This window comes from Enterobacter sp. MG-EB028, from assembly GCF_056673305.1.
In genome coordinates this window covers 202,789-222,093 of record NZ_CP195079.1, presented here as the reverse complement: position 1 = coordinate 222,093, position 19,305 = coordinate 202,789, and the positions used below count along the sequence as shown (strand labels likewise).

16 protein-coding genes and 1 tRNA gene are annotated in these 19,305 nt (G+C 56.6%); 7 read left to right on the top strand and 10 right to left on the bottom strand.

What is annotated here, in order from left to right:
- Nucleotides 1-42: 42 nt before the first annotated feature.
- The 9 genes from dppF to ACR42C_RS00915 all read right to left on the bottom strand — a co-directional run bounded on the left by dppF (nucleotide 43) and on the right by ACR42C_RS00915 (nucleotide 10,607).
- Nucleotides 43-1,056 carry a dipeptide ABC transporter ATP-binding subunit DppF gene (gene dppF / locus ACR42C_RS00955; protein ID WP_116343104.1) on the bottom strand — a complete coding sequence of 338 codons (1,014 nt, stop codon included), beginning with the start codon at nucleotides 1,054-1,056 and terminating at the stop codon, nucleotides 43-45.
- Nucleotides 1,053-2,036 (bottom strand): dipeptide ABC transporter ATP-binding protein, encoded by a 984-nt coding sequence (gene dppD / locus ACR42C_RS00950; RefSeq protein WP_008502772.1) that lies wholly within the window; start codon nucleotides 2,034-2,036, stop codon nucleotides 1,053-1,055. The genes dppF and dppD overlap by 4 nt, the downstream gene beginning before the upstream one ends.
- A 10-nt stretch (nucleotides 2,037-2,046) precedes the next feature.
- Nucleotides 2,047-2,949, bottom strand: a complete 903-nt coding sequence (gene dppC, locus ACR42C_RS00945) for a dipeptide ABC transporter permease DppC (protein WP_233003603.1) — start codon at nucleotides 2,947-2,949, stop codon at nucleotides 2,047-2,049.
- Nucleotides 2,950-2,958: 9 nt separating this feature from the next.
- Nucleotides 2,959-3,978 (bottom strand): dipeptide ABC transporter permease DppB, encoded by a 1,020-nt coding sequence (dppB, locus tag ACR42C_RS00940; RefSeq protein WP_028015092.1) that lies wholly within the window; start codon nucleotides 3,976-3,978, stop codon nucleotides 2,959-2,961.
- 161 nt (nucleotides 3,979-4,139) lie between these two features.
- Nucleotides 4,140-5,747 (bottom strand): dipeptide ABC transporter periplasmic-binding protein DppA, encoded by a 1,608-nt coding sequence (gene dppA / locus ACR42C_RS00935; RefSeq protein WP_080329898.1) that lies wholly within the window; start codon nucleotides 5,745-5,747, stop codon nucleotides 4,140-4,142.
- A gap of 620 nt (nucleotides 5,748-6,367) precedes the next feature.
- Nucleotides 6,368-6,444, bottom strand: a tRNA-Pro gene (locus ACR42C_RS00930).
- A 91-nt stretch (nucleotides 6,445-6,535) separates the two neighbouring features.
- Nucleotides 6,536-8,230, bottom strand: coding sequence for a kdo(2)-lipid A phosphoethanolamine 7''-transferase (gene eptB, locus ACR42C_RS00925; RefSeq protein WP_116343100.1), 1,695 nt, complete (start codon nucleotides 8,228-8,230; stop codon nucleotides 6,536-6,538).
- Nucleotides 8,231-8,467: 237 nt separating this feature from the next.
- Nucleotides 8,468-9,670, bottom strand: a complete 1,203-nt coding sequence (locus ACR42C_RS00920) for an L-lactate MFS transporter (RefSeq protein ID WP_320720949.1) — start codon at nucleotides 9,668-9,670, stop codon at nucleotides 8,468-8,470.
- A 238-nt stretch (nucleotides 9,671-9,908) separates the two neighbouring features.
- On the bottom strand, nucleotides 9,909-10,607 hold the full coding sequence (locus ACR42C_RS00915) for an autotransporter domain-containing protein (protein ID WP_116343085.1): 699 nt from the start codon (nucleotides 10,605-10,607) through the stop codon (nucleotides 9,909-9,911).
- Between the two features lie 162 nt (nucleotides 10,608-10,769).
- Here ACR42C_RS00915 and tag point away from each other — a divergent pair, with 162 nt between their 5' ends.
- Nucleotides 10,770-11,351, top strand: a complete 582-nt coding sequence (tag, locus tag ACR42C_RS00910; protein WP_116343083.1) for a DNA-3-methyladenine glycosylase I — start codon at nucleotides 10,770-10,772, stop codon at nucleotides 11,349-11,351.
- The gene (locus ACR42C_RS00905; protein WP_116343081.1) at nucleotides 11,329-11,775 is read left to right on the top strand and encodes an N-acetyltransferase; all 447 of its coding nucleotides are present in this window, start codon (nucleotides 11,329-11,331) and stop codon (nucleotides 11,773-11,775) included. Before tag ends, ACR42C_RS00905 begins: the two co-directional genes overlap by 23 nt.
- Here the strand turns inward: ACR42C_RS00905 and ACR42C_RS00900 are convergent.
- Nucleotides 11,738-14,017: a molybdopterin guanine dinucleotide-containing S/N-oxide reductase gene (locus tag ACR42C_RS00900; RefSeq protein ID WP_439209900.1), complete on the bottom strand. Its 2,280-nt coding sequence runs from the start codon at nucleotides 14,015-14,017 to the stop codon at nucleotides 11,738-11,740. The two genes, ACR42C_RS00905 and ACR42C_RS00900, sit on opposite strands and share 38 nt — an antisense overlap.
- A gap of 212 nt (nucleotides 14,018-14,229) precedes the next feature.
- Here ACR42C_RS00900 and ACR42C_RS00895 point away from each other — a divergent pair, with 212 nt between their 5' ends.
- The 5 genes from ACR42C_RS00895 (at nucleotide 14,230) to ACR42C_RS00875 (ending at nucleotide 19,280) form a co-directional block, all read left to right on the top strand.
- On the top strand, nucleotides 14,230-14,892 hold the full coding sequence (locus ACR42C_RS00895) for an OmpA family lipoprotein (RefSeq protein WP_479984646.1): 663 nt from the start codon (nucleotides 14,230-14,232) through the stop codon (nucleotides 14,890-14,892).
- Nucleotides 14,893-15,021: 129 nt separating this feature from the next.
- Entirely contained in the window at nucleotides 15,022-16,038 is a 1,017-nt protein-coding gene (locus tag ACR42C_RS00890; protein WP_116343076.1) for a LacI family DNA-binding transcriptional regulator, read from the top strand.
- A gap of 103 nt (nucleotides 16,039-16,141) precedes the next feature.
- Nucleotides 16,142-16,891 (top strand): sugar phosphate isomerase/epimerase family protein, encoded by a 750-nt coding sequence (locus ACR42C_RS00885; RefSeq protein ID WP_320720951.1) that lies wholly within the window; start codon nucleotides 16,142-16,144, stop codon nucleotides 16,889-16,891.
- A 3-nt stretch (nucleotides 16,892-16,894) separates the two neighbouring features.
- Nucleotides 16,895-17,833, top strand: a complete 939-nt coding sequence (locus tag ACR42C_RS00880) for a sugar kinase (RefSeq protein WP_479984645.1) — start codon at nucleotides 16,895-16,897, stop codon at nucleotides 17,831-17,833.
- 166 nt (nucleotides 17,834-17,999) lie between these two features.
- Nucleotides 18,000-19,280 carry an MFS transporter gene (locus ACR42C_RS00875; RefSeq protein ID WP_316380443.1) on the top strand — a complete coding sequence of 427 codons (1,281 nt, stop codon included), beginning with the start codon at nucleotides 18,000-18,002 and terminating at the stop codon, nucleotides 19,278-19,280.
- Nucleotides 19,281-19,305 lie beyond the last annotated feature (25 nt).

The following is a 19,305-nucleotide window of genomic DNA, read 5'->3' as shown; positions in this document are numbered from 1 at the left end:
AGGCAGACATAAAAAAACCGGCTTAACGCCGGTTTTTTTACTTTATGCATGGGGCTTCTCGCCGTTTTCATCCTGATCGACCGCGAAGCAGGCAACCAGCTGCCCGCCATACTCCTTCAGCTGCGGCTGGAGCTGGGTGCACGGGCCAAAGCGACGGCTGCACCGGGCGTTAAATGCACATCCCGGAGGTGGATTCAGCGGACTAGGCAGTTCACCCGTCAGCTTAATGCGCTCACGACGATCGTCCGGGTTCAGACGCGGCGTGGCAGACAGCAGCGCCTGGGTGTACGGGTGACGAGGGTTATTAAAGATCTGATCTTTGGTCCCCTTCTCCACGCAGCGCCCCAGATACATCACCATCACTTCGTCAGCGATGTGCTCCACCACCGACAGGTCGTGGGAGATGAACACGTAAGAGAGCCCCAGCTCCTGCTGGAGATCCATCATCAGGTTCAGCACCTGCGCGCGTACGGAGACGTCGAGCGCCGAAACCGGCTCATCGGCAATCACCACGTCCGGGTCAAGCATCAGACCGCGGGCAATAGCGATACGCTGACGCTGACCGCCGGAGAACATATGCGGGTAGCGATCGTAATGCTCGGTTTTGAGGCCGACCTTCGCCATCATCGCCAGGGCTTTTTCACGGCGTTGCTCTTTGCTCAGATTGCTGTTAATCAGCAGCGGCTCTTCCAGAATCTGTCCCACTTTTTTACGCGGGTTCAGAGAACCATACGGGTTCTGGAACACAATCTGGATTTTCTGGCGACGCAGCTTCTGCGCCTGCGGATCGTGCTTGAGCAGATCCTGCCCCTGGTAATAGAGCTCACCGCCGGTCGGCACTTCAATCATCGTCAGCAAACGACCGAGCGTGGACTTACCGCAGCCTGACTCCCCCACCACCGCCAGCGTTTTACCGCGTTCGAGGGTAAAGGATACGCCGTCCAGCGCCTTCACCAGGCGTTCAGGGGCAAAAATCCCCTTTTTAACCGGATAGTGTTTTTTCAGGTCGATGGCCTGCAACAGCGGCTGTTGCGTGGTGGCCTGTTGCGTACTCATAGTGTTGGCCTCCCGGCATCATCGAGTGGGTAGTGACATTTCGACTGGCGGCCGTCAGCAAGCTGGTTTAGCTCTGGCTCTTCCGCCCGGCACTTATCCGTCGCATACGGACAGCGCGGATTGAGCAGGCAGCCCTGCGGTCGGTCATATTTACCCGGAACGACGCCCGGCAGCGACGCCAGACGCGCTTTGTCCTGGGCAAACTCCGGCAGCGCACGCAGCAGCGCCTGCGTATACGGGTGACGCGGCGCGCGGAAGATGTCGTGCGAATTACCGGTCTCGACCACCTGGCCGGCATACATCACGATGATTTTGTGCGCGGCTTCGGCCACCAGCGCCAGATCGTGCGTAATCAGCACCAGCGCCATGTTCTCTTTCTGCTGCAGCTCCAGCAGCAGCTCGATGATTTGCGCCTGAATGGTCACATCCAGCGCCGTTGTCGGTTCATCCGCAATCAGCAGCTTTGGCCGACAGGCAATCGCCATGGCGATCATCACGCGCTGGCTCATCCCTCCGGAGAGCTGGTGCGGGTAAACGTCCAGGCGCGATGCCGGATCAGGGATACCGACCTGATTCAGCAGGTCGATCGCGCGCTGGCGACGGGTTTTCTTGTTACCGCCCTGGTGCACCTTAATCGCTTCCATAATCTGGAAACCGACCGTGTAGCACGGGTTCAGGCTGGTCATCGGGTCCTGGAAGATCATTGCCACTTCGGCGCCCACCAGTTGGCGGCGCTGTTTCTCAGAAATGCGCTTCAGGTCCTGACCGTTGAACTGCAGGTTTTCCGCCATCACGCGGCCTGGGTAATCAATCAGCCCCATGATCGCCAGTGAACTCACCGACTTACCGGAACCGGACTCCCCGACAATGCCAACCACTTCGCCCTGATTTACGCTGTAGCTGATGCGGTCCACGGCGCGAAACGGGGTGCCTTCGTCGCCGAAGTGCACCGATAATTTATCTACATTTAATAACGCCATCTCGTGCCTCTTACTGCTTCAGTTTGGGATCAAGCGCATCACGCAGACCATCACCCATCAGGTTAAATGCCAGCACCGTCAGCAGGATTGCCAGACCCGGGAAGGTGACAACCCACCAGGCGCTTTGTGCGAACTGCAACACGTCGGAGAGCATGGTGCCCCACTCCGGTGTTGGCGGCTGCGCACCCATGCCCAGGAAGCCAAGAGCGGCCATATCAAGAATGGCGTTAGAGAAACCGAGCGACGCCTGAACAATCAGCGGCGCAAGGCAGTTAGGGAAGATATTCACGAACATCTGGCGCATCGCACCCGCACCCGCCACGCGAGACGCGGTGACATAATCGCGGTTCACTTCCACCAGCACCGCCGCACGGGTTAAACGTACGTAGTGAGGGAGCGCCACGAAGGTCAGCGCAAGCGCGGCGTTACCGATCGACGGACCGAAGATCGCCACCAGCACCAGGGCCAGCAGCAGGCTTGGCAGCGCCAGCATGATGTCGACAATACGCATGATGATGTTATCAACGATGCCGCCGAAGTAACCGGCAACCAGACCGAGTACGATCCCCATAATCAGGGAGAGCACCACCACCAGGCAGCCAACCAGCAGCGACAGACGCGCGCCGTACATCAGACGCGACAGCACGTCGCGGCCCACATCATCGGTACCCAGCAGGTGCGCCAGGCTACCGCCGTCCTGCCAGGCAGGGGGAGCCAGCAGCGCATCGCGGAACTGATCCGCCGGGTTATACGGCGCAAGCACGTTTGCAAACACCGCAATCAGGATCATGATGGATACATACACCAGCCCGACTACCGCGCCTTTATTGCGCTTGAAGTAGTGCCAGAACTCCTGCAGCGGCGTCATCGGAACCGGTGCAGCAACAGCTTTGTTTTCAGAAACCTGTGACATGATGGCCCCTTACTTCTTATGACGAATACGCGGGTTCACCACGCCGTACAGCAAATCGACCAGCAGGTTGACGAGGATAATCATCGTCGCGACCAGCAGCACCCCGCCCTGCACCACCGGATAGTCGCGGCGTTGCAGCGCATCAATCAGCCAGCGTCCGAGGCCCGGCCAGGAGAAGATGGTTTCGGTCAGGATCGCCCCCGCCAGCAGCGTACCCACCTGGAGGCCGATAACGGTCACCACCGGCAGCATGGCGTTACGCAGCGCGTGGACAATGATGACGCGCATCCGGGTTAACCCTTTAGCGCGTGCGGTACGAATGTAATCCTCGCCCAGCACTTCCAGCATGGAGGAACGGGTCATACGCACGATCACTGCCAGAGGAATGGTGCCCAGCACCATGGCAGGCAGGATCATGTGCGCGACGGCATCAATGAAGTTGCCCTCCTCGCCCCAGATGGCCGTGTCGATCAGCATAAAGCCGGTTAACGGGTTGGTATCATCAAGGAAGACCATATCGCTGACGCGCCCGGAGACCGGCGTCAGGTTCAATTGCACCGAGACCAGCATGATCAGCATCATGCCCCACCAGAAGATAGGCATGGAGTAACCGGTCAGCGCCAGACCCACGGCGGTATGGTCGAAAATAGAGCCACGCTTAACGGCAGCCAGTACCCCGACAGGAATACCCACCGCAGTGGCAAAAATCATGGCGCAGATGCCAAGCTCCAGCGTCGCTTTAAAACGCGGCACGAACTCGTCCCACACCGGAAGACGGCTTTTTAACGAAATTCCCAAGTCACCGTGCATCACCCCCCAGATATAGTGGAGGTACTGCTGCCACATCGGCTTATCGAGGCCGAGTTCAGCCAGCAGCTGCGCATGACGTTCAGGGGAGATACCACGCTCGCCCGCCATAATCATTACCGGGTCGCCGGGGATCATATGAACGAAGGCAAAAGTGAGAAGGGTGATACCGATAAACGTCGGGATAACAAGTCCCAGACGTCGGAGGATGAACTGCAACATAACCCGGATTCTCTCTGATGACGCACGACCAGTGGCGCGACGTCTGTATTGCTCACAAATGTAAATTCCCTCTCCCTTCGGGAGAGGGTTAGGGTGAGGGGATGCATGCACGCCCCTCACCCCTGCCCTCTCCCACAGGGAGAGGGAGAACACCCTACTTATTATTCAACCGATACGTTTTCGAAGTGGTGTTTGCCCAGTGGATCAACCACGTAGCCCTTCACTTCTTTACGCACTGGCTCATACACGGTGGAGTGAGCAACAATCAGCGCCGGAGCCTGATCGTGCATAACAACCTGAGCCTGCTTGTAGAGTTCAATACGTTTGTTGTGATCGTCGGTGGCACGCGCCGGCTGGATCAGGTCTTCAAACGGCTTGTAGCACCAGCGAGAGTAGTTAGAACCGTCTTTCGCCGCCGCGCAGCTGAACAGGGTAGCGAAGAAGTTGTCCGGATCCCCGTTGTCACCGGTCCAGCCCATCATCACCGCCTGGTGCTCACCCGCTTTGGCGCGCTTCAGATACTCGCCCCACTCGTAGGTCACAATCTTGGCCTGAACGCCAATCTTCGCCCAGTCAGCCTGAACCATTTCCGCCATACGGCGGGCGTTCGGGTTGTAAGGACGCTGAACAGGCATCGCCCACAGCTCAACGGTAAAGCCTTTATCCTGACCCGCTTCTTTCAGCAGCGCTTTCGCTTTTTCAGGATCGTAGCTGTAGTCTTTAACGTCGTCGTTATAGCCCCACATGGTTGGCGGGATCAGGTTTTTGGCCGCAACGCCCGCGCCCTGGTAAACGGCTTTGATGATCGCTTCTTTGTTCACCGCGTAGGTCAGCGCCTGACGCACTTTCACGTCATCAAACGGTTTCTTCTCGGTATTGAAGGAGAGATAGCCCACGTTCAGGCCCGCCTGCTCCAGCAGGTTGATGTTTTTATCCTGCTTCATGCGCGCGATGTCAGCCGGGTTCGGGTACGGCATAACCTGGCATTCGTTTTTCTGCAGTTTTGCATAACGAACGGACGCATCAGGCGTAATGGAGAAGACCAGACGGTCGATCTGCGGCTTGGTGCCCCAGTAGCCCGGGAAGGCTTTATACAGAATACGAGAGTCTTTCTGGTACTGCAGCAGCTGGAACGGACCGGTACCGATTGGGTTCAGGTCCACTTTTTCCGGCGTGCCGGCTTTCAGCATGTTATCCGCATACTCTTTAGAGAGAATAGAGGCGAAGTCCATGGCCAGGTCAGCCAGGAATGGCGCTTCCGGGCGCGTCAGTACGAACTGAACGGTTTTATCGTCCACTTTTTTCACTTCGGCGATCAGGTCCGGCAGACCCATCCCTTCGAAGTATTCGTAGCTGCCGCCAGACACTTTGTGGTATGGGTTCTGCGCGTTTTTCTGACGGTCGAAGGAGAACACAACGTCGTCGGCGTTAAAGTCGCGCGTTGGTTTGAATTCTTTGCTGTCCTGCCACTTCACGCCCTGGCGCAGGTGGAAGGTATAGGTTTTACCGTCTTCGCTGATGTCCCACTTCTCGGCCAGACCCGGAATCACTTCCGTGGTGCCGGTTTTGAATTCAACCAGACGGTTATAGATTGGTACAGAGCTTGCGTCGTAAGTCGTACCAGAGGTAAAGAGCTGTGGGTTAAAGCCTTCCGGCGAGCCTTCAGAACAGTAAACCAGGGTTTTTGCCTGTACGCTTGCTGCCACGGTCATAGCCACCAGGCTCAGACCAAGCTTCAGCATCCCTGACTTCTTCAAGGAAATACTCATTATTCTGCTCCAATGTGATGTTTTGCTTTGTTGTGTTACGCCGCCAGACCTTTATTTATTTTTTACCCGGTCCGGTCGGAGGTGCCCGAAGGCGTTAAAGGGATGGAGAATCCTTTCAGAAGAGCGTTTGAGTTGCAGCGCAGATCGTCCCTGAAATGCCCCTCATGCCCTACAATCTGTCAACAGAATGTGAAAACGTCAATACAGGTGACGGGGATTTGCGCTGAGTGTGAGAAACCGCAAACAAAGATTAAAAAAACCCTGAACGCCAGTTTTCAGCAGGGAAATTTATGCTACTCGCCAACTTGCAGCACAACTATCTTCATATTTCGCAACAATCAGTGATTAACTTTTATTCAGAATGGGTAAATTTTCTTGCAGAATGGTGATTATCTGAGCACTAAATACCGCGAACGTTAAAACGCACAGCGAAAAATGCTGAGGTTATCCATAAGCAACGCGAAAAAAGATCAATCTATATATAAAAAAATACAATGGATTATGTCACAAAATCGTTAACAGGCAGGGAGAAGCAGGTCTAAGGGGCGTTTTGGATACTCTGACAGGATAAGGTCATAATGCAAAAAGGGCTAACCTTGCGGTTAGCCCTTTTCAGAATGTGGTCGGCGAGAGAGGATTCGAACCTCCGACCCACTGGTCCCAAACCAGTTGCGCTACCAAGCTGCGCTACTCGCCGAATGCGGAGCGCATCTTACTGCTGAGGTACGCCCCCGTCAATCCCTTATTTTCAAAAAGCCATTCAACTGGCGATATTCTCGCCAGAGCTACTACTGCGCGGCTTTTGCGGTGTTATCAGGGAGTTTACACCAGTTGTTGTTTTCGTTAATCCCACCGTTTGGTGAGGTATAGCCGAGACAACCCATAATGGTGTCGTACAGCTCAACGTGACGGCGAGGTACCTTGATTTCTGCCTGCTGTTTCAGATGGGCAAACATTTTCGCCTTATCAGGGTTCTCCAGATACTTATCGGACATCCACATGATCATCGGCACGCGGAACTGCTCCGGCGGCGCCAGCTTGCGCGGCGTACCGTGCAGATGCTCTTTCTCGTTGATGGACTCACCGTGGTCTGCGGCGTAGATAACAATCGCTTTTTTATCACGCAGCTGGTCGATTACGCGGCTCAGGAACGTATCCACATACAGAACGGAGTTATCGTAGGCGTTGATCAGCTCCTGCTTGCTGCAGTCTTTATTAATGCCAACACACTCAGGTTTCCACTTCGCGAAATCACGGGTATAGCGCTGGTAATAGCTGTAGTGCGACCCTTTGGTATGAAGAATGACAAGATGCTTACCTTTCGGATGGTTCTTCAGAGATTGCGACATCTCTTCCAGCAGTAGCATGTCATCAACGTTTTTGCCCCGGTTACGCGGCTCGGCGCCAATCTGCTCACGGTACGCGATGTTATCTGCCAGCGTGTTGGTGTAGAACCACATCTCACTCTGCATGGCGAACAGGTCAGCGCTAAATCCAAGCTGCTTCAACACGGCAAAGACGTTTTGCTCTTTCAGCGTGCGCTGTGGGTTATCGCTTGCCCCGCCTTCACGCACAAACATACAGCGCAGCGAGAGCTTCGTTGCGGTATCGCAGGAGTAACCCCGATAGGCCACCAGGTTCTTTTCCTGCGCCAGTTTTGGCGTGGTATCGCGGTCATAGCCGAGAATACCCATATGATCCCAGCGCGTCGTTTCTCCGATAACAAAGACCACGTAAGTATCATCCAGTCCGTCAGCCGGCGCCTGATAGGTAAATTTTTTGGTCGGGTTCATCAAGGATTTCACATCGCTGGACTCGTCCGCCTGCGCCCAGGCATACAGGCCTAACGCTGACAGCCAGTTAGACGGCAAATAGGAGTTCGCCACTACGCCGCCATAGCTTGGCATATCCACGCCCGTCGCTTTTTCGATACGTTTTTGCTGTTTTTCCATCAAACGAATCGGCGCCCACACCAGCAGACCCGCCAGTAGAACGACGAGGACGTTGCGGATACGTTGCTCCCGCGTACGCAGCTGGCGTAACAGGGTATAGCGGCAGGTATTACTCCAGATAAAGAAGAGTGGTATCAGGCAGGTTAATACCGTCCAGACGATAAAGCCTTTTCCTACCACCTCTTTCGAGAGGTCGATATCCGTGGTCATCACCGAGGCAACGATGCCGTAGCCAATCACCACGTTCATGAATGTCATGTAATAGCTTGCAGCGGCGGAAATAATCACCACCAGCGAGGCCAGAATTTGCCAGGTACGTCGGCCAAAGAGCGAGAGCAGACGCAACAGGAAGAAGGTAGCGAGAACAGAGCCAAACACTTCAATCGCGGCAAAAATTCCATTTCTTACGGTGAGGTGTTCAAAATAACCTTCCACTCTTCTGAACAGCACCGCGCCATTCAGAAACAAACCGATATAGACAGCCAGCATCAGACATAATCTTTGCTGGGTAAGAGACCTAATATATTTCATGCAAACAACCCTGGGGGAAGGGGTATAAAGACCCGCCGAATCTCATCGAGAAAGCAGACAGAGTAAGTAGATGCGAGAGAAACCGTTATCAGAAACGTCCACAAGCGCGATAAGTAGACCACAGCGGGGAAAAAAAGTGGCAGCAGAGAGTGTGATCGATGAAGATTTTTACAAAATAACAGGTCAGGCAGCGATGCGGAGATAAAAAAAGAGGCCATGCGGCCTCTTTTCATCGAATCATGCGTGCGCTTCTTTATACACTTCACGCTGCGGCTGACGGATCGTCGTGGACAGCGCCAGCGAAATAATCAGCAGGGCAAAGATAACGCAGAAAGTGACATAGAACCCGCCAAACAGCGAGGCAATCAGCGAGCCGCAAATACTGCCGATACCGAAGCCGAGATAAATGACACCGTAGTTTTTCGCCAGGTTGTTCAGGCCAAAGAACTCGCTCACCAGCGACGGGAAGACGGTAATGGTGCCGCCGAAGTTAAAGGCCACGCAGGCAATCGCCGCAAAGAAGGTCGCTTCATTCAGTGGTGCAAACAGCAGTGCCGCCATTCCTACCAGCGAAACCACCTGCCCAATCGTAATCACGCGGATGCGGGCAATTTTGTCAGACAGAATACCGAGCACCAGGCGACCCGAGAGGTTGGCAATGGAGATGACCGTCACCGCATTCGCCGCCGTCGCGGCATCCAGTTTTACCATCCCTTGCGCGATATCTTTCGCCACACCGATAACATACAGACCGCTCATGCAGGCCGTCAGGAACATCACCGCCAGCATCCAGTACTGCGGCTTACGCATGGACTGCGCGAGGGTGAAATCGTTCTCTACCACGCCGTTAACGGATTTCACTTCCTGCTGCGGGGCATCTTTCATCAGCGTAGCGCCAAACAGGATCATCACCAGGACGATTGCGCCCCAGATCATAAACGTTTTTTCGAGGCCAACGGATGCCAGCAGTTGGGAGTCGATAAATTTAAAGCCGAGGCTGCCCAGGCCATAGGAGCCGATGGCGAACGCGGAGATTAAGCCTTTACGCTCCGGGAACCACTTCACGCAGTTCGACAGCGTCAGCAGGTAACCTGCACCGTCTGCCAGCCCCACCAGCACGCCGGCGCTCAGCCACAGCATCATCAGGTTGCTGGAATGCGCCGTCAGGAAAAAGCCCAGCCCCAGCAGTATGCCGGACGCCATGGTCACACGCTTCACGCCAAAACGCTCCTGCAGCTTGCCCGCGACGGAAGACGAAATCGCCAGACCCAGACTCAGCAGGCCGAAGGAGAACGCTACCTGGCTGACCGGGGCGTCGAGTTTGTCGGAAAGCGCGCTGTTAAACAGGCTCCAGGTATAGACCGATCCCAGCGCGAACTGGGTAACGATGGTGCCGAAGAGCGTGAGCCAGCGCGTACGGTTATAGGTTGATGTGTTCATGGCCGTTGTCCTGCAACAGAAATTAAGGGAATTCGCTGAGGACAACGATAAACAAAACCTTAATACCGATGGGGTAAAACGTCATGAAATGCAGGAAGAACGGAATGAAATGCCTGGAATCGGGAATGAATGACCTTGCCGGGGAAGAAAGCGATGGCAGGTTAGTGCCTGCTATCGCTGCAAAGCCTGTGGTCATTGTTTTTAAGATGTTATCGTAACGTTTAAAAAAGTAACAATACTAAAAATTCGCGCTCACCCCCAGGGTATAGAGAAACTCCTCACCAGTGGTGGTGCGTTCCCCCTGAGCCAGCGACGCATAGGCCGCCATGTGCGTATTAAACGGAATGTCTGTTCCCACGGTGACGTCCATCCAGTTACCACTTTGAACAGGGGCTGGCGTTTGAGGCATGCCAAACTGCGATTTCCACTGGTTTTCACCAAACTGCTGGTTATAGCTAATCTGTGCCCAGGGACGAAGATCGCCGTACTGGGTATTCACGCGCCAGCCTAGCGTACTCACGCTGGCATGCCAGAGCGGATCGGCGAGCGTCTGCGTCGTCGCGCTATCACCAAACTCATTGATCATCATCGGCGTAGAGCCGTCATACCGCCAGGCCATCACCGGACCGGTGGTTACCCGCGCCGAAACCGGAAAATTCCAGCCTACGCTCATAGCCGCTTCCGTTTTAGCACCAGATGGCAGAGCCAGGGCCAGCCCCGGCGAATTTTGGGAAGACTGAATTCGCTCAGCCAGAATATCCTCGTAACGCGGTTGGTGATCCGCGTCCCATGTATAGCGTTCAGCCGTATTATTTTGGGCGTCTGAAACGATATATTCCTGTTGCCAGGCAGACGCTGTATTACACAACAACAGGCAGGCTGAAATCCCCACCAGGCCAGAAGCGGCATGGCGACCACTGATTTTTTTTATCATCATCAAAGCGACCCCAGAGAGAGCCGAATTCGGCGATATTTGTCGTTATTCAGAAAGACTTGAGAGAGCATATGGCCCTGTATTAACTATTGTCTTTATAGTAAACACGTCAAGCCAGTCAGAACGAAATTTTTGCGAAATCAGTATCAATAAGGGAGAGGACGAATGGAACGTTGCGGTTGGGTTAGCCAGGATCAGCTTTATATCGACTATCACGATCGGGAATGGGGCATACCGGAGACGGATGGCAAAAAACTCTTTGAGATGATCTGCCTGGAGGGCCAGCAGGCAGGATTATCATGGATTACGGTACTGAAGAAACGCGAAAACTACCGCAACGCCTTCCACCAGTTCGATCCCGTTGCCGTCGCCGCCATGACCGAAGATGACGTAGAACGGCTGGTGCAGGATGCCGGTATCATCCGCCATCGCGGTAAAATCCAGGCCATCATCGGCAACGCCCGCGCCTGGCTGGCGATGGAACAAAACGGCGAACCGTTCTCAGCGTTTGTCTGGTCGTTCGTGAATAACGATCCGCAAATCACGCAGGCCGCCACGCTGGCGGAGATCCCTGCGTCCACGCCTGCGTCGGACGCGCTCTCTAAAGCGCTGAAAAAACGCGGCTTTAAGTTTGTCGGCTCCACCATCTGCTACGCCTTTATGCAGGCCTGTGGACTGGTCAACGACCATGTCACCGGCTGCTTCTGTCATCCGGGGAGGCAACATGATCCGCAAATGGCAAAGTGAAAATGCCGATCCGCTCATGAGCCTGTGGCTTGAAAGCACCACCGAGGCGCACCCGTTTATTAGCGCGAGCTACTGGCAAGAGAATGAAGCCATGGTGCGGGAGGTCTACCTGCCCGCGGCAGAAACCTGGGTGTGGGAAGAAGAAGGCGCGCCGCGCGGGTTTATCAGCGTCATACAGTCGCAGTTTGTGGGGGCGCTGTTCGTTACGCCTGCGTATATCGGGCACGGTATTGGACGCGCGCTGCTGAACCATGTTCAACAGCGCTTCCCGCACTTAAGCCTGGAGGTGTATCAGAAAAACGTCCGGGCGGTGAATTTCTATCATGCTCAGGGCTTTCGCATCGAAGACAGCGCCTGGCAAGATGATACTCAGCACCCGACGTGGATCATGAGCTGGCAGGCGGATCAAACGCCGTTAAGGTAAGCTCGGGCCCCTCATATTTCTCGACCCAGGCCAGCGCCGTGTTCCCCGCGCAACCGTTCCCCAGCTTCGAGCTGGGGAGATCTTTGGTCAGCACGTTAACCGCCCCGTTTTTACAGATACCGCCTTCGGCGGGCTCAAGGTCGGGCCATGCCCCCTGGTGAATACAGATCACGCCCGGCTTAATCCCGTCACTGACCACCGCTCCTGCCAGCACCTGTCCACGCGAGTTCCAGACGCGCACCACGTCGCCGTCTGCAATCCCGCGGGCTTTCGCGTCAAAAGTATTCAGCGTAATCGGCTCTCGCCCGGCAACCGCATACTGCTCACGCAGTGAGGTGTAGTTAAGCTGGCTGTGGAGACGATGCGCGGGATGAGCAGACAATATCTGGAGCTGTTCCGGCAGCGCATTGCCGTGCCACTCGTCCGGCTCCAGCCACGAAGGGTGTGGCGGACAATCGGCATAACCAAAGCTGGCGATGCGCTCGCTGTAGATCACAATCTTGCCGCTCTCCGTTTTCAGCGGATGGTTTTCCGGGTCCCGGCGGAAATCGGCGAAACGGACAAACCGGGCGTTCTGTTCGCTTTCCGGCATTTCGAGAATCTGGTTCGCCTCCCAGAACTCAGCAAATGGCGGAAGCGTCACGCCCTGCGCCGCACCGCGCTGCCCGGCGATCTGATAGAAACTCTCCAGCCACTGCAGGTCATTTTTCCCTTCGGTAAAGCGTTCGCGACCGCCCGCTTCCCACAGCTCGCTCAGTTCGGCAAATACGTCAAAATCATCACGCGCTTCATCACGCGGGGCCACAACGCGCTTCATCGGTACCATATGCTGGTTGCTGTAATCGCCGGTCATGGTGAGATCGTTACGTTCAAACGACGTGGTCGCCGGCAGCACGATATCGGCGTGTTTGGCCGAGGCGGTCCAGAAGCACTCGGAAATCACCACCAGCTCAGGCTTTTGCCAGGCGCGGATCAGGCGATTGGTATCTTGGTGGTGCGTAAAGTTCGCCCCGCCCGCCCACCAGACAAACTTAATGTCCGGGAAGTGGCGGTCCAGACCGTTGTGCTGATAAAAACCGCCCGGCTTTTCCAGGGCTTCAACGATCCGCGCCACCGGAATTTTATCCACGGCATCCACGCCGCCCTGCACCGAGCCTTGCAGGGACGCCAGCACCGCCGCTTTACGCGTTGGGTTACCGCCGTTCGCAAAATGATAGGAAAGACCAAAACCGCCCCCCGGCGTACCAATCTGTCCAAGCATTGCGGCAAGCGTCACCAGCATCCAGTGTTTCTGCTCGCCGAACTGCTGGCGCTGCATCCCCCAGCCGGACATTAACATCGTGGTGTTTTTATGGAACAGCCCCGCCAGTTCGCGGATTTTAGCCGCAGGAATGCCACAAATTTCTGCGGCCCACTCTGCCGTTTTCACTACCCCATTGGACTGGCCCGTCAGGTAGTCGGCGAATTTGTCGAAGCCAGAGGTGCAGCGGGCGAGGAAATCGCGGTCGTGCCAGCCGTTCTCCAACAGCGTATGGGCGATGCCCAGCATCATCGCCACGTCGGTGCCCATATGCGGAGCAATCCACTCGGCGCTGTCGCCGAAGAAATCCATGGTTTCAGAGCGCATCGGATCAATGCAGATGATGCGCTTGCCGCTTTTGCGCAGCGCGTCAAAATACCCAATTCCCTGCTCGTCGCTGGCATTCCAGGCAATTTTCAGCGTATTCAGCGGATTGGCGCTCCACAGCACCACCACGTCGGTGTGCTCCAGCACCAGCGGCCAGCTTGTCTGCTGCTGGTACACTTCATTCCCACCCACGACGTACGGCATGATCGCCTGCGCCGCGCCGGTGGAGTAATCACCCAGATGACCGGTATAGCCTCCTGCCAGGCTCATGTAGCGCTGCAGCAGCGTCGAGGCCTTGTGCAGCACGCCGTTCGAACGCCAGCCGTAAGAACCGGCGAAAATGGATGACGGACCGTAGCTGTCGCGGATGCGCTTATGCTGGGCGTGGATCAGTGCCAGCGCGTCATCCCAGCTCACGCGAACAAACTCATCCTGACCACGGATCCCCTGCGGCTTGTCCGGCGAGGCCAGAAAACCTTTACGCACCATCGGCCAGCGCACGCGCGTTTTGCTGTGCACTTGATCGCGAACGACGGTCTGTAACGAGTTGGGATGTTGTGTTGGCAGTGCCCCACGGGACGACAGAACATTTTCGCCATCGGTTTCGACCAGCATCGGCCCCCAGTGGGCGGCGGTCAGAATGGTTTTTGTTGAGGTGCTCAAGCGTGCGCTCCTGGTTGCGTGCAGGTTTTACGGTCTTCTCGTTGAGGCCGTTTATGGTTTGTCACAAATTTCAGAGTTATACCCGGAATTTTCTCCGTATCTGGACGTCATAATCAACTGCCACGCTCGCCGTGGCAAAGAATAAAAAGGATTAAGGAAAGAAGATGAAAAAACGCGTACTCGTTATTACCGCTCTGGTGAGCGGTGCACTGGCTGTTTCTGGCTGCACAACCAACCCTTACACCGGTGAGCGCGAAGCGGGTAAATCCGGCATCGGCGCGGGCATCGGCTCGCTGGTAGGCGCAGGCGTTGGGGCACTCTCCTCCTCCAAGAAAGACCGCGGTAAAGGTGCGCTGATTGGCGCAGCGGCGGGCGCGGCTCTGGGAGGCGGCGTTGGTTATTACATGGACGTACAGGAAGCAAAACTGCGCGACAAAATGAAGGGAACCGGGGTGAGCGTCACCCGCAGCGGCGATAACATCATCCTGAACATGCCGAACAACGTCACCTTTGACAGCAGCAGCGCAACGCTGAAACCCGCGGGTGCGAACACCCTCACCGGCGTGGCAATGGTGCTGAAAGAGTACAACAAGACCGCCGTGAACGTGATTGGCTACACCGACAGCACCGGCAGCCAGGATCTGAACATGCGCCTGTCCCAGCAACGCGCCGATTCCGTGGCCAGCTCGCTGATCACCCAGGGCGTTGAAGCGAACCGCATCCGCACCAGCGGCATGGGCCCTGCCAACCCTATCGCCAGCAACAGCACGGCGGAAGGCAAAGCGCAGAACCGTCGTGTAGAGATTACGTTGAGTCCAATTCAGTAATCGCATTTCCCCCTCTCCCCGTGGGAGAGGGTCGGGGTGAGGGCATCAGACCGCACACCCCGGCATGAACCACTTGCCATCGTTGATTTTCCCGCTAAGGTATTCTCACTAAATTCAGGGAAATCAGCGATGAGCAAACCAGCCCGGGCCACCATCAGCGACGTGGCGAAAGCCGCCAAAACCGGTAAAACCAGCATTTCGCGCTACCTTAACGGCGAGAAACACCTGCTGTCCGATGCGCTGCTGGCGCGTATTGAACAGGCCATTGCCGATCTCGATTACCGTCCCAGCCTTATGGCACGCGGGCTCAAACGCGGCCGCACCCGCCTTATCGGGCTTATCATCGCCGATATCACCAACCCCTACTCCGTCAACGTCCTCAGCGGTATCGAGGCCGCCTGTCGCGAGAAGGGTTTCACGCCGCTGGTCTGTAATACCAACAACGAAGTCGATCAGGAGCTGCACTACCTCGATCTGCTGCGCAGCTACCAGGTCGAAGGAATTGTGGTTAACGCGGTAGGCATGCGTGAAGAGGGCCTGAACCGCCTGCAGCAATCCTCCCTGCCCATGGTCCTTATCGATCGTAAAATCCCGGAATTCGCCTGCGATGTGGTTGGGCTGGATAACACCCAGGCAGCCACAACCGCTACCGAGCACCTGATCGAACAGGGCTTCGAGGCGATTCTGTTCCTGAGCGAACCGCTGGGCATGGTAAATACCCGACGCGATCGCCTGGCGGCATTTCGCGCCACGCTTGCACGTTATCCCGGCGTCATCGCCGAAAATGCCGAAACGCCGCTTCACGAAGCCGACCAGCTCGACAATACCCTGCGCCAGTTCCACACCCGACATCGCGGGATGCGCAAAGCCGTTATCTCCGCCAACGGGGCGCTGACGCTGCAGGTCGCCCGCTCCCTCAAGCGCATTGGCCTGCACTGGGGCAGCGACATCGGTCTGCTGGGCTTTGATGAACTGGAGTGGGCGGAGCTGGCAGGCGTTGGTATCACGACCCTCAAACAGCCCACCTGGCAGATTGGCTATGCCGCTGTAGAACAAGTGGTTCGTCGTATTGAAGGCACCAGCGATGCCGTACGCGAGCAGGTCTTCTCCGGCGAGCTGATCGTTCGCGGCTCCACCGCCCGTTAATTTCCCCTTGTGATAGCGATCATAAATTCGACATCCTGACCTTTTTTTTGGAACCGGTTCCATCTAGCGTAATAGTATTGATATGTTGCGATGGAGTCCGAAGATGGGCAGGAAAATTATGGTGGTCACCGCCGCGTACGGCGCGGAACAGGTGCGACAGGCTGGCGGTCAGCGGGCGATGCTTCCCGTTATTGCAGGTGCAGGGGCAGACGGCGTGGAGATCCGCCGGGAACTGTTCAGCAGCGAAGAGCTGCTGGCGCTGCCTGCGCTGGGCGAATCCATTGAGCTGCTCGGCCTGCTGGCGTGCTACTCCGCCCCCGCCGCCCTGTTTATGCCCGACGGCACCCTCAACCCGGACCTGACCCGCTACCTCTCTGAGGCCAGCACCCTTAACGCCCTGTGGCTGAAGGTTTCCCTGGGCCATTTCCGCGACGCGCAGCCTCTCGACGCCCTGCGTAGCCTGCTGAACGCCAGCGGTATGGCGCTTGTCGTGGAGAACGATCAGACCGACTGCGGTCAGCTCGCGCCGATGCAGCGCTTCCAGGCCGCCTGTCGGGAAATGGCGTTGCCCGTCACGCTGACCTTCGACATGGGCAACTGGCTGTGGGTGGGCGATTCGCCTGAGGAGGCCGCGCGTCGCCTGGCCCCTGCGGTGAGCTATATCCACGTTAAAGCCGCCGTGCCGCATAAAGATAACTTCCGCGCCGTGGCGCCGGACCACGCCGATGCGCGCTGGCTGGATCTGCTCGGCCAGCTGCCTGCCGATGCCCCGCGCGGTATCGAGTTCCCGCTGGAAGGGACGGATTTAACCGCCGTTACCCGCCATTACGTCAATCTGCTGCGCGAGGAGTAAACCATGCACAAGACGCTGGATGTCATCACGATCGGCGAAGCCATGGCGATGTTTGTCGCCACTGAAACGGGCGAACTGAGCGCGGTAGAGCACTTTATCAAGCGCGTGGCGGGCGCAGAGCTGAACGTCGCGACCGGACTGGCGCGTCTCGGCCTGAACGTCGGCTGGGTCAGCCGCGTGGGGGACGACAGCTTTGGCCATTTCGTCCTCGACTCGCTGAAAAAAGAGGGTATTGATGCCGCAGGTGTCACCCTTGATGGACGCTTCCGTACCGGCTTTCAGCTTAAATCTAAGGTCGAAAATGGAACCGATCCCATTGTGGAATATTTCCGTAAAGGATCGGCGGCAAGCCACCTCTCTGTGGTGGATTACCACGCCGACTATTTCGCCTCCGCGCGCCACCTGCACCTGAGCGGTGTGGCGGCAGCGCTCTCTGCCAGCTCGTATGAACTGCTGGATCATGCTGCAACGGCCATGAAGTCGCAGGGCAAAACGATCTCTTTCGATCCGAACCTGCGCCCGGTTCTGTGGAAAAGCGAAGCGGAAATGGTCGAGAAGCTCAACCGCCTGGCGTTCCAGGCGGACTGGGTGCTGCCGGGCCTGAAAGAAGGGATGATCCTGACGGGTGAAAATACGCCGGAAGGCATTGCCGATTTCTACCTCAATAAAGGCGTAAAAGCGGTAGTGCTGAAGACTGGTGCCGATGGCGCATGGTTTAAGACGGCCAACGGCGAACAGGGCGCGGTCGCGGCGGTGAAGGTTGAGAACGTTGTCGACACCGTCGGCGCGGGCGACGGTTTTGCCGTGGGCGTGATTAGCGCCCTGCTGGAAGGCAAAACGCTGCAGCAGGCCGTCGCGCGGGGCAACAAGATTGGCTCGCTGGCCATTCAGGTGCAGGGCGACAGCGAAGGATTACCAACGCGTGTGCAGCTCAACGAATAGATCCCCTCACCCCAGCCCTCTCCCCAAAGGGGAGAGGGAGCAAATCATCCCCTCGCCCCTTTGGGGAGAGGGTTAGGGTGAAGGGCATAAATTACACTCAACAAAACAAGCCACCGTGTACCCTACAGACAACGGCGGTAACAACCTCAACAACAGAGGCAAGCCTATGAACAGTTCGACCAATGCAGTAAAACGCTGGTGGTACATCATGCCAATCGTGTTTATCACGTACAGCCTGGCGTACCTTGACCGTGCCAACTTCAGCTTCGCGTCCGCGGCGGGGATCACAGAGGACCTTGGCATCACCAAAGGTATCTCCTCCCTGCTGGGTGCCCTTTTCTTCCTGGGCTACTTCTTCTTCCAGATCCCCGGTGCGATTTATGCGGAACGCCGCAGCGTGCGCAAGCTGATCTTCGTCTGCCTGATCCTGTGGGGTGCCTGCGCGTCACTGACCGGCGTGGTGAACAATATTCCTGCCCTGGCCGCCATTCGCTTTATCCTCGGTGTCGTTGAGGCGGCGGTCATGCCGGCGATGCTGATCTACATCAGCAACTGGTTTACCAAATCCGAACGCTCGCGCGCGAATACCTTCCTGATCCTCGGTAACCCGGTCACGGTACTGTGGATGTCGGTGGTGTCTGGCTACCTGATCCAGGCCTTCGGCTGGCGCGAGATGTTTATCATCGAAGGGGTACCCGCGATTATCTGGGCATTCTGCTGGTGGGTGCTGGTAAAAGATAAGCCTGCACAGGCAAAGTGGCTTTCCGAAGATGAAAAAGCCGCACTGCAGGCGCAGTTGGATAAAGAACAGCAGGGGTTGAAGGCGGTACGCAACTACGGCGAAGCCTTCCGCTCCCGCAACGTTATCCTGCTCTGCGCGCAGTATTTTACCTGGAGTATCGGCGTGTACGGCTTTGTGCTGTGGCTGCCGTCGATTATCCGCAGCGGCGGTGAAAACCTCGGCATGGTTGAGGTGGGCTGGCTCTCTTCCGTACCGTATCTCGCCGCGACCATCGCCATGATCGTCGCATCATGGGCATCGGACAAGCTGCAGAACCGTAAGCTGTTTGTCTGGCCGCTGCTGCTGATCGCTGCCTTTGCGTTCATTGGCTCATGGGCCGTCGGCGCGAATCACTTCTGGGCCTCTTACGCCCTGCTGGTTATTGCCGGTGCCGCCATGTACGCCCCGTACGGTCCGTTCTTTGCCATCATCCCGGAAATGCTGCCGCGTAACGTCGCGGGCGGTGCAATGGCATTGATTAACAGTATGGGTGCGCTGGGGTCGTTCTGCGGCTCCTGGTTTGTGGGCTACCTGAACGGTGCCACCGGCAGCCCGTCTGCATCGTACATCTTTATGGGGGTAGCGCTTTTCGCCTCCGTGTGGCTTACTCTGATTGTTAAGCCTGCTAATAATCAACAGCACCCCGTCGGTGCACGCCACGCCTGAATCCTTAAAAATCAACGGAGATTAG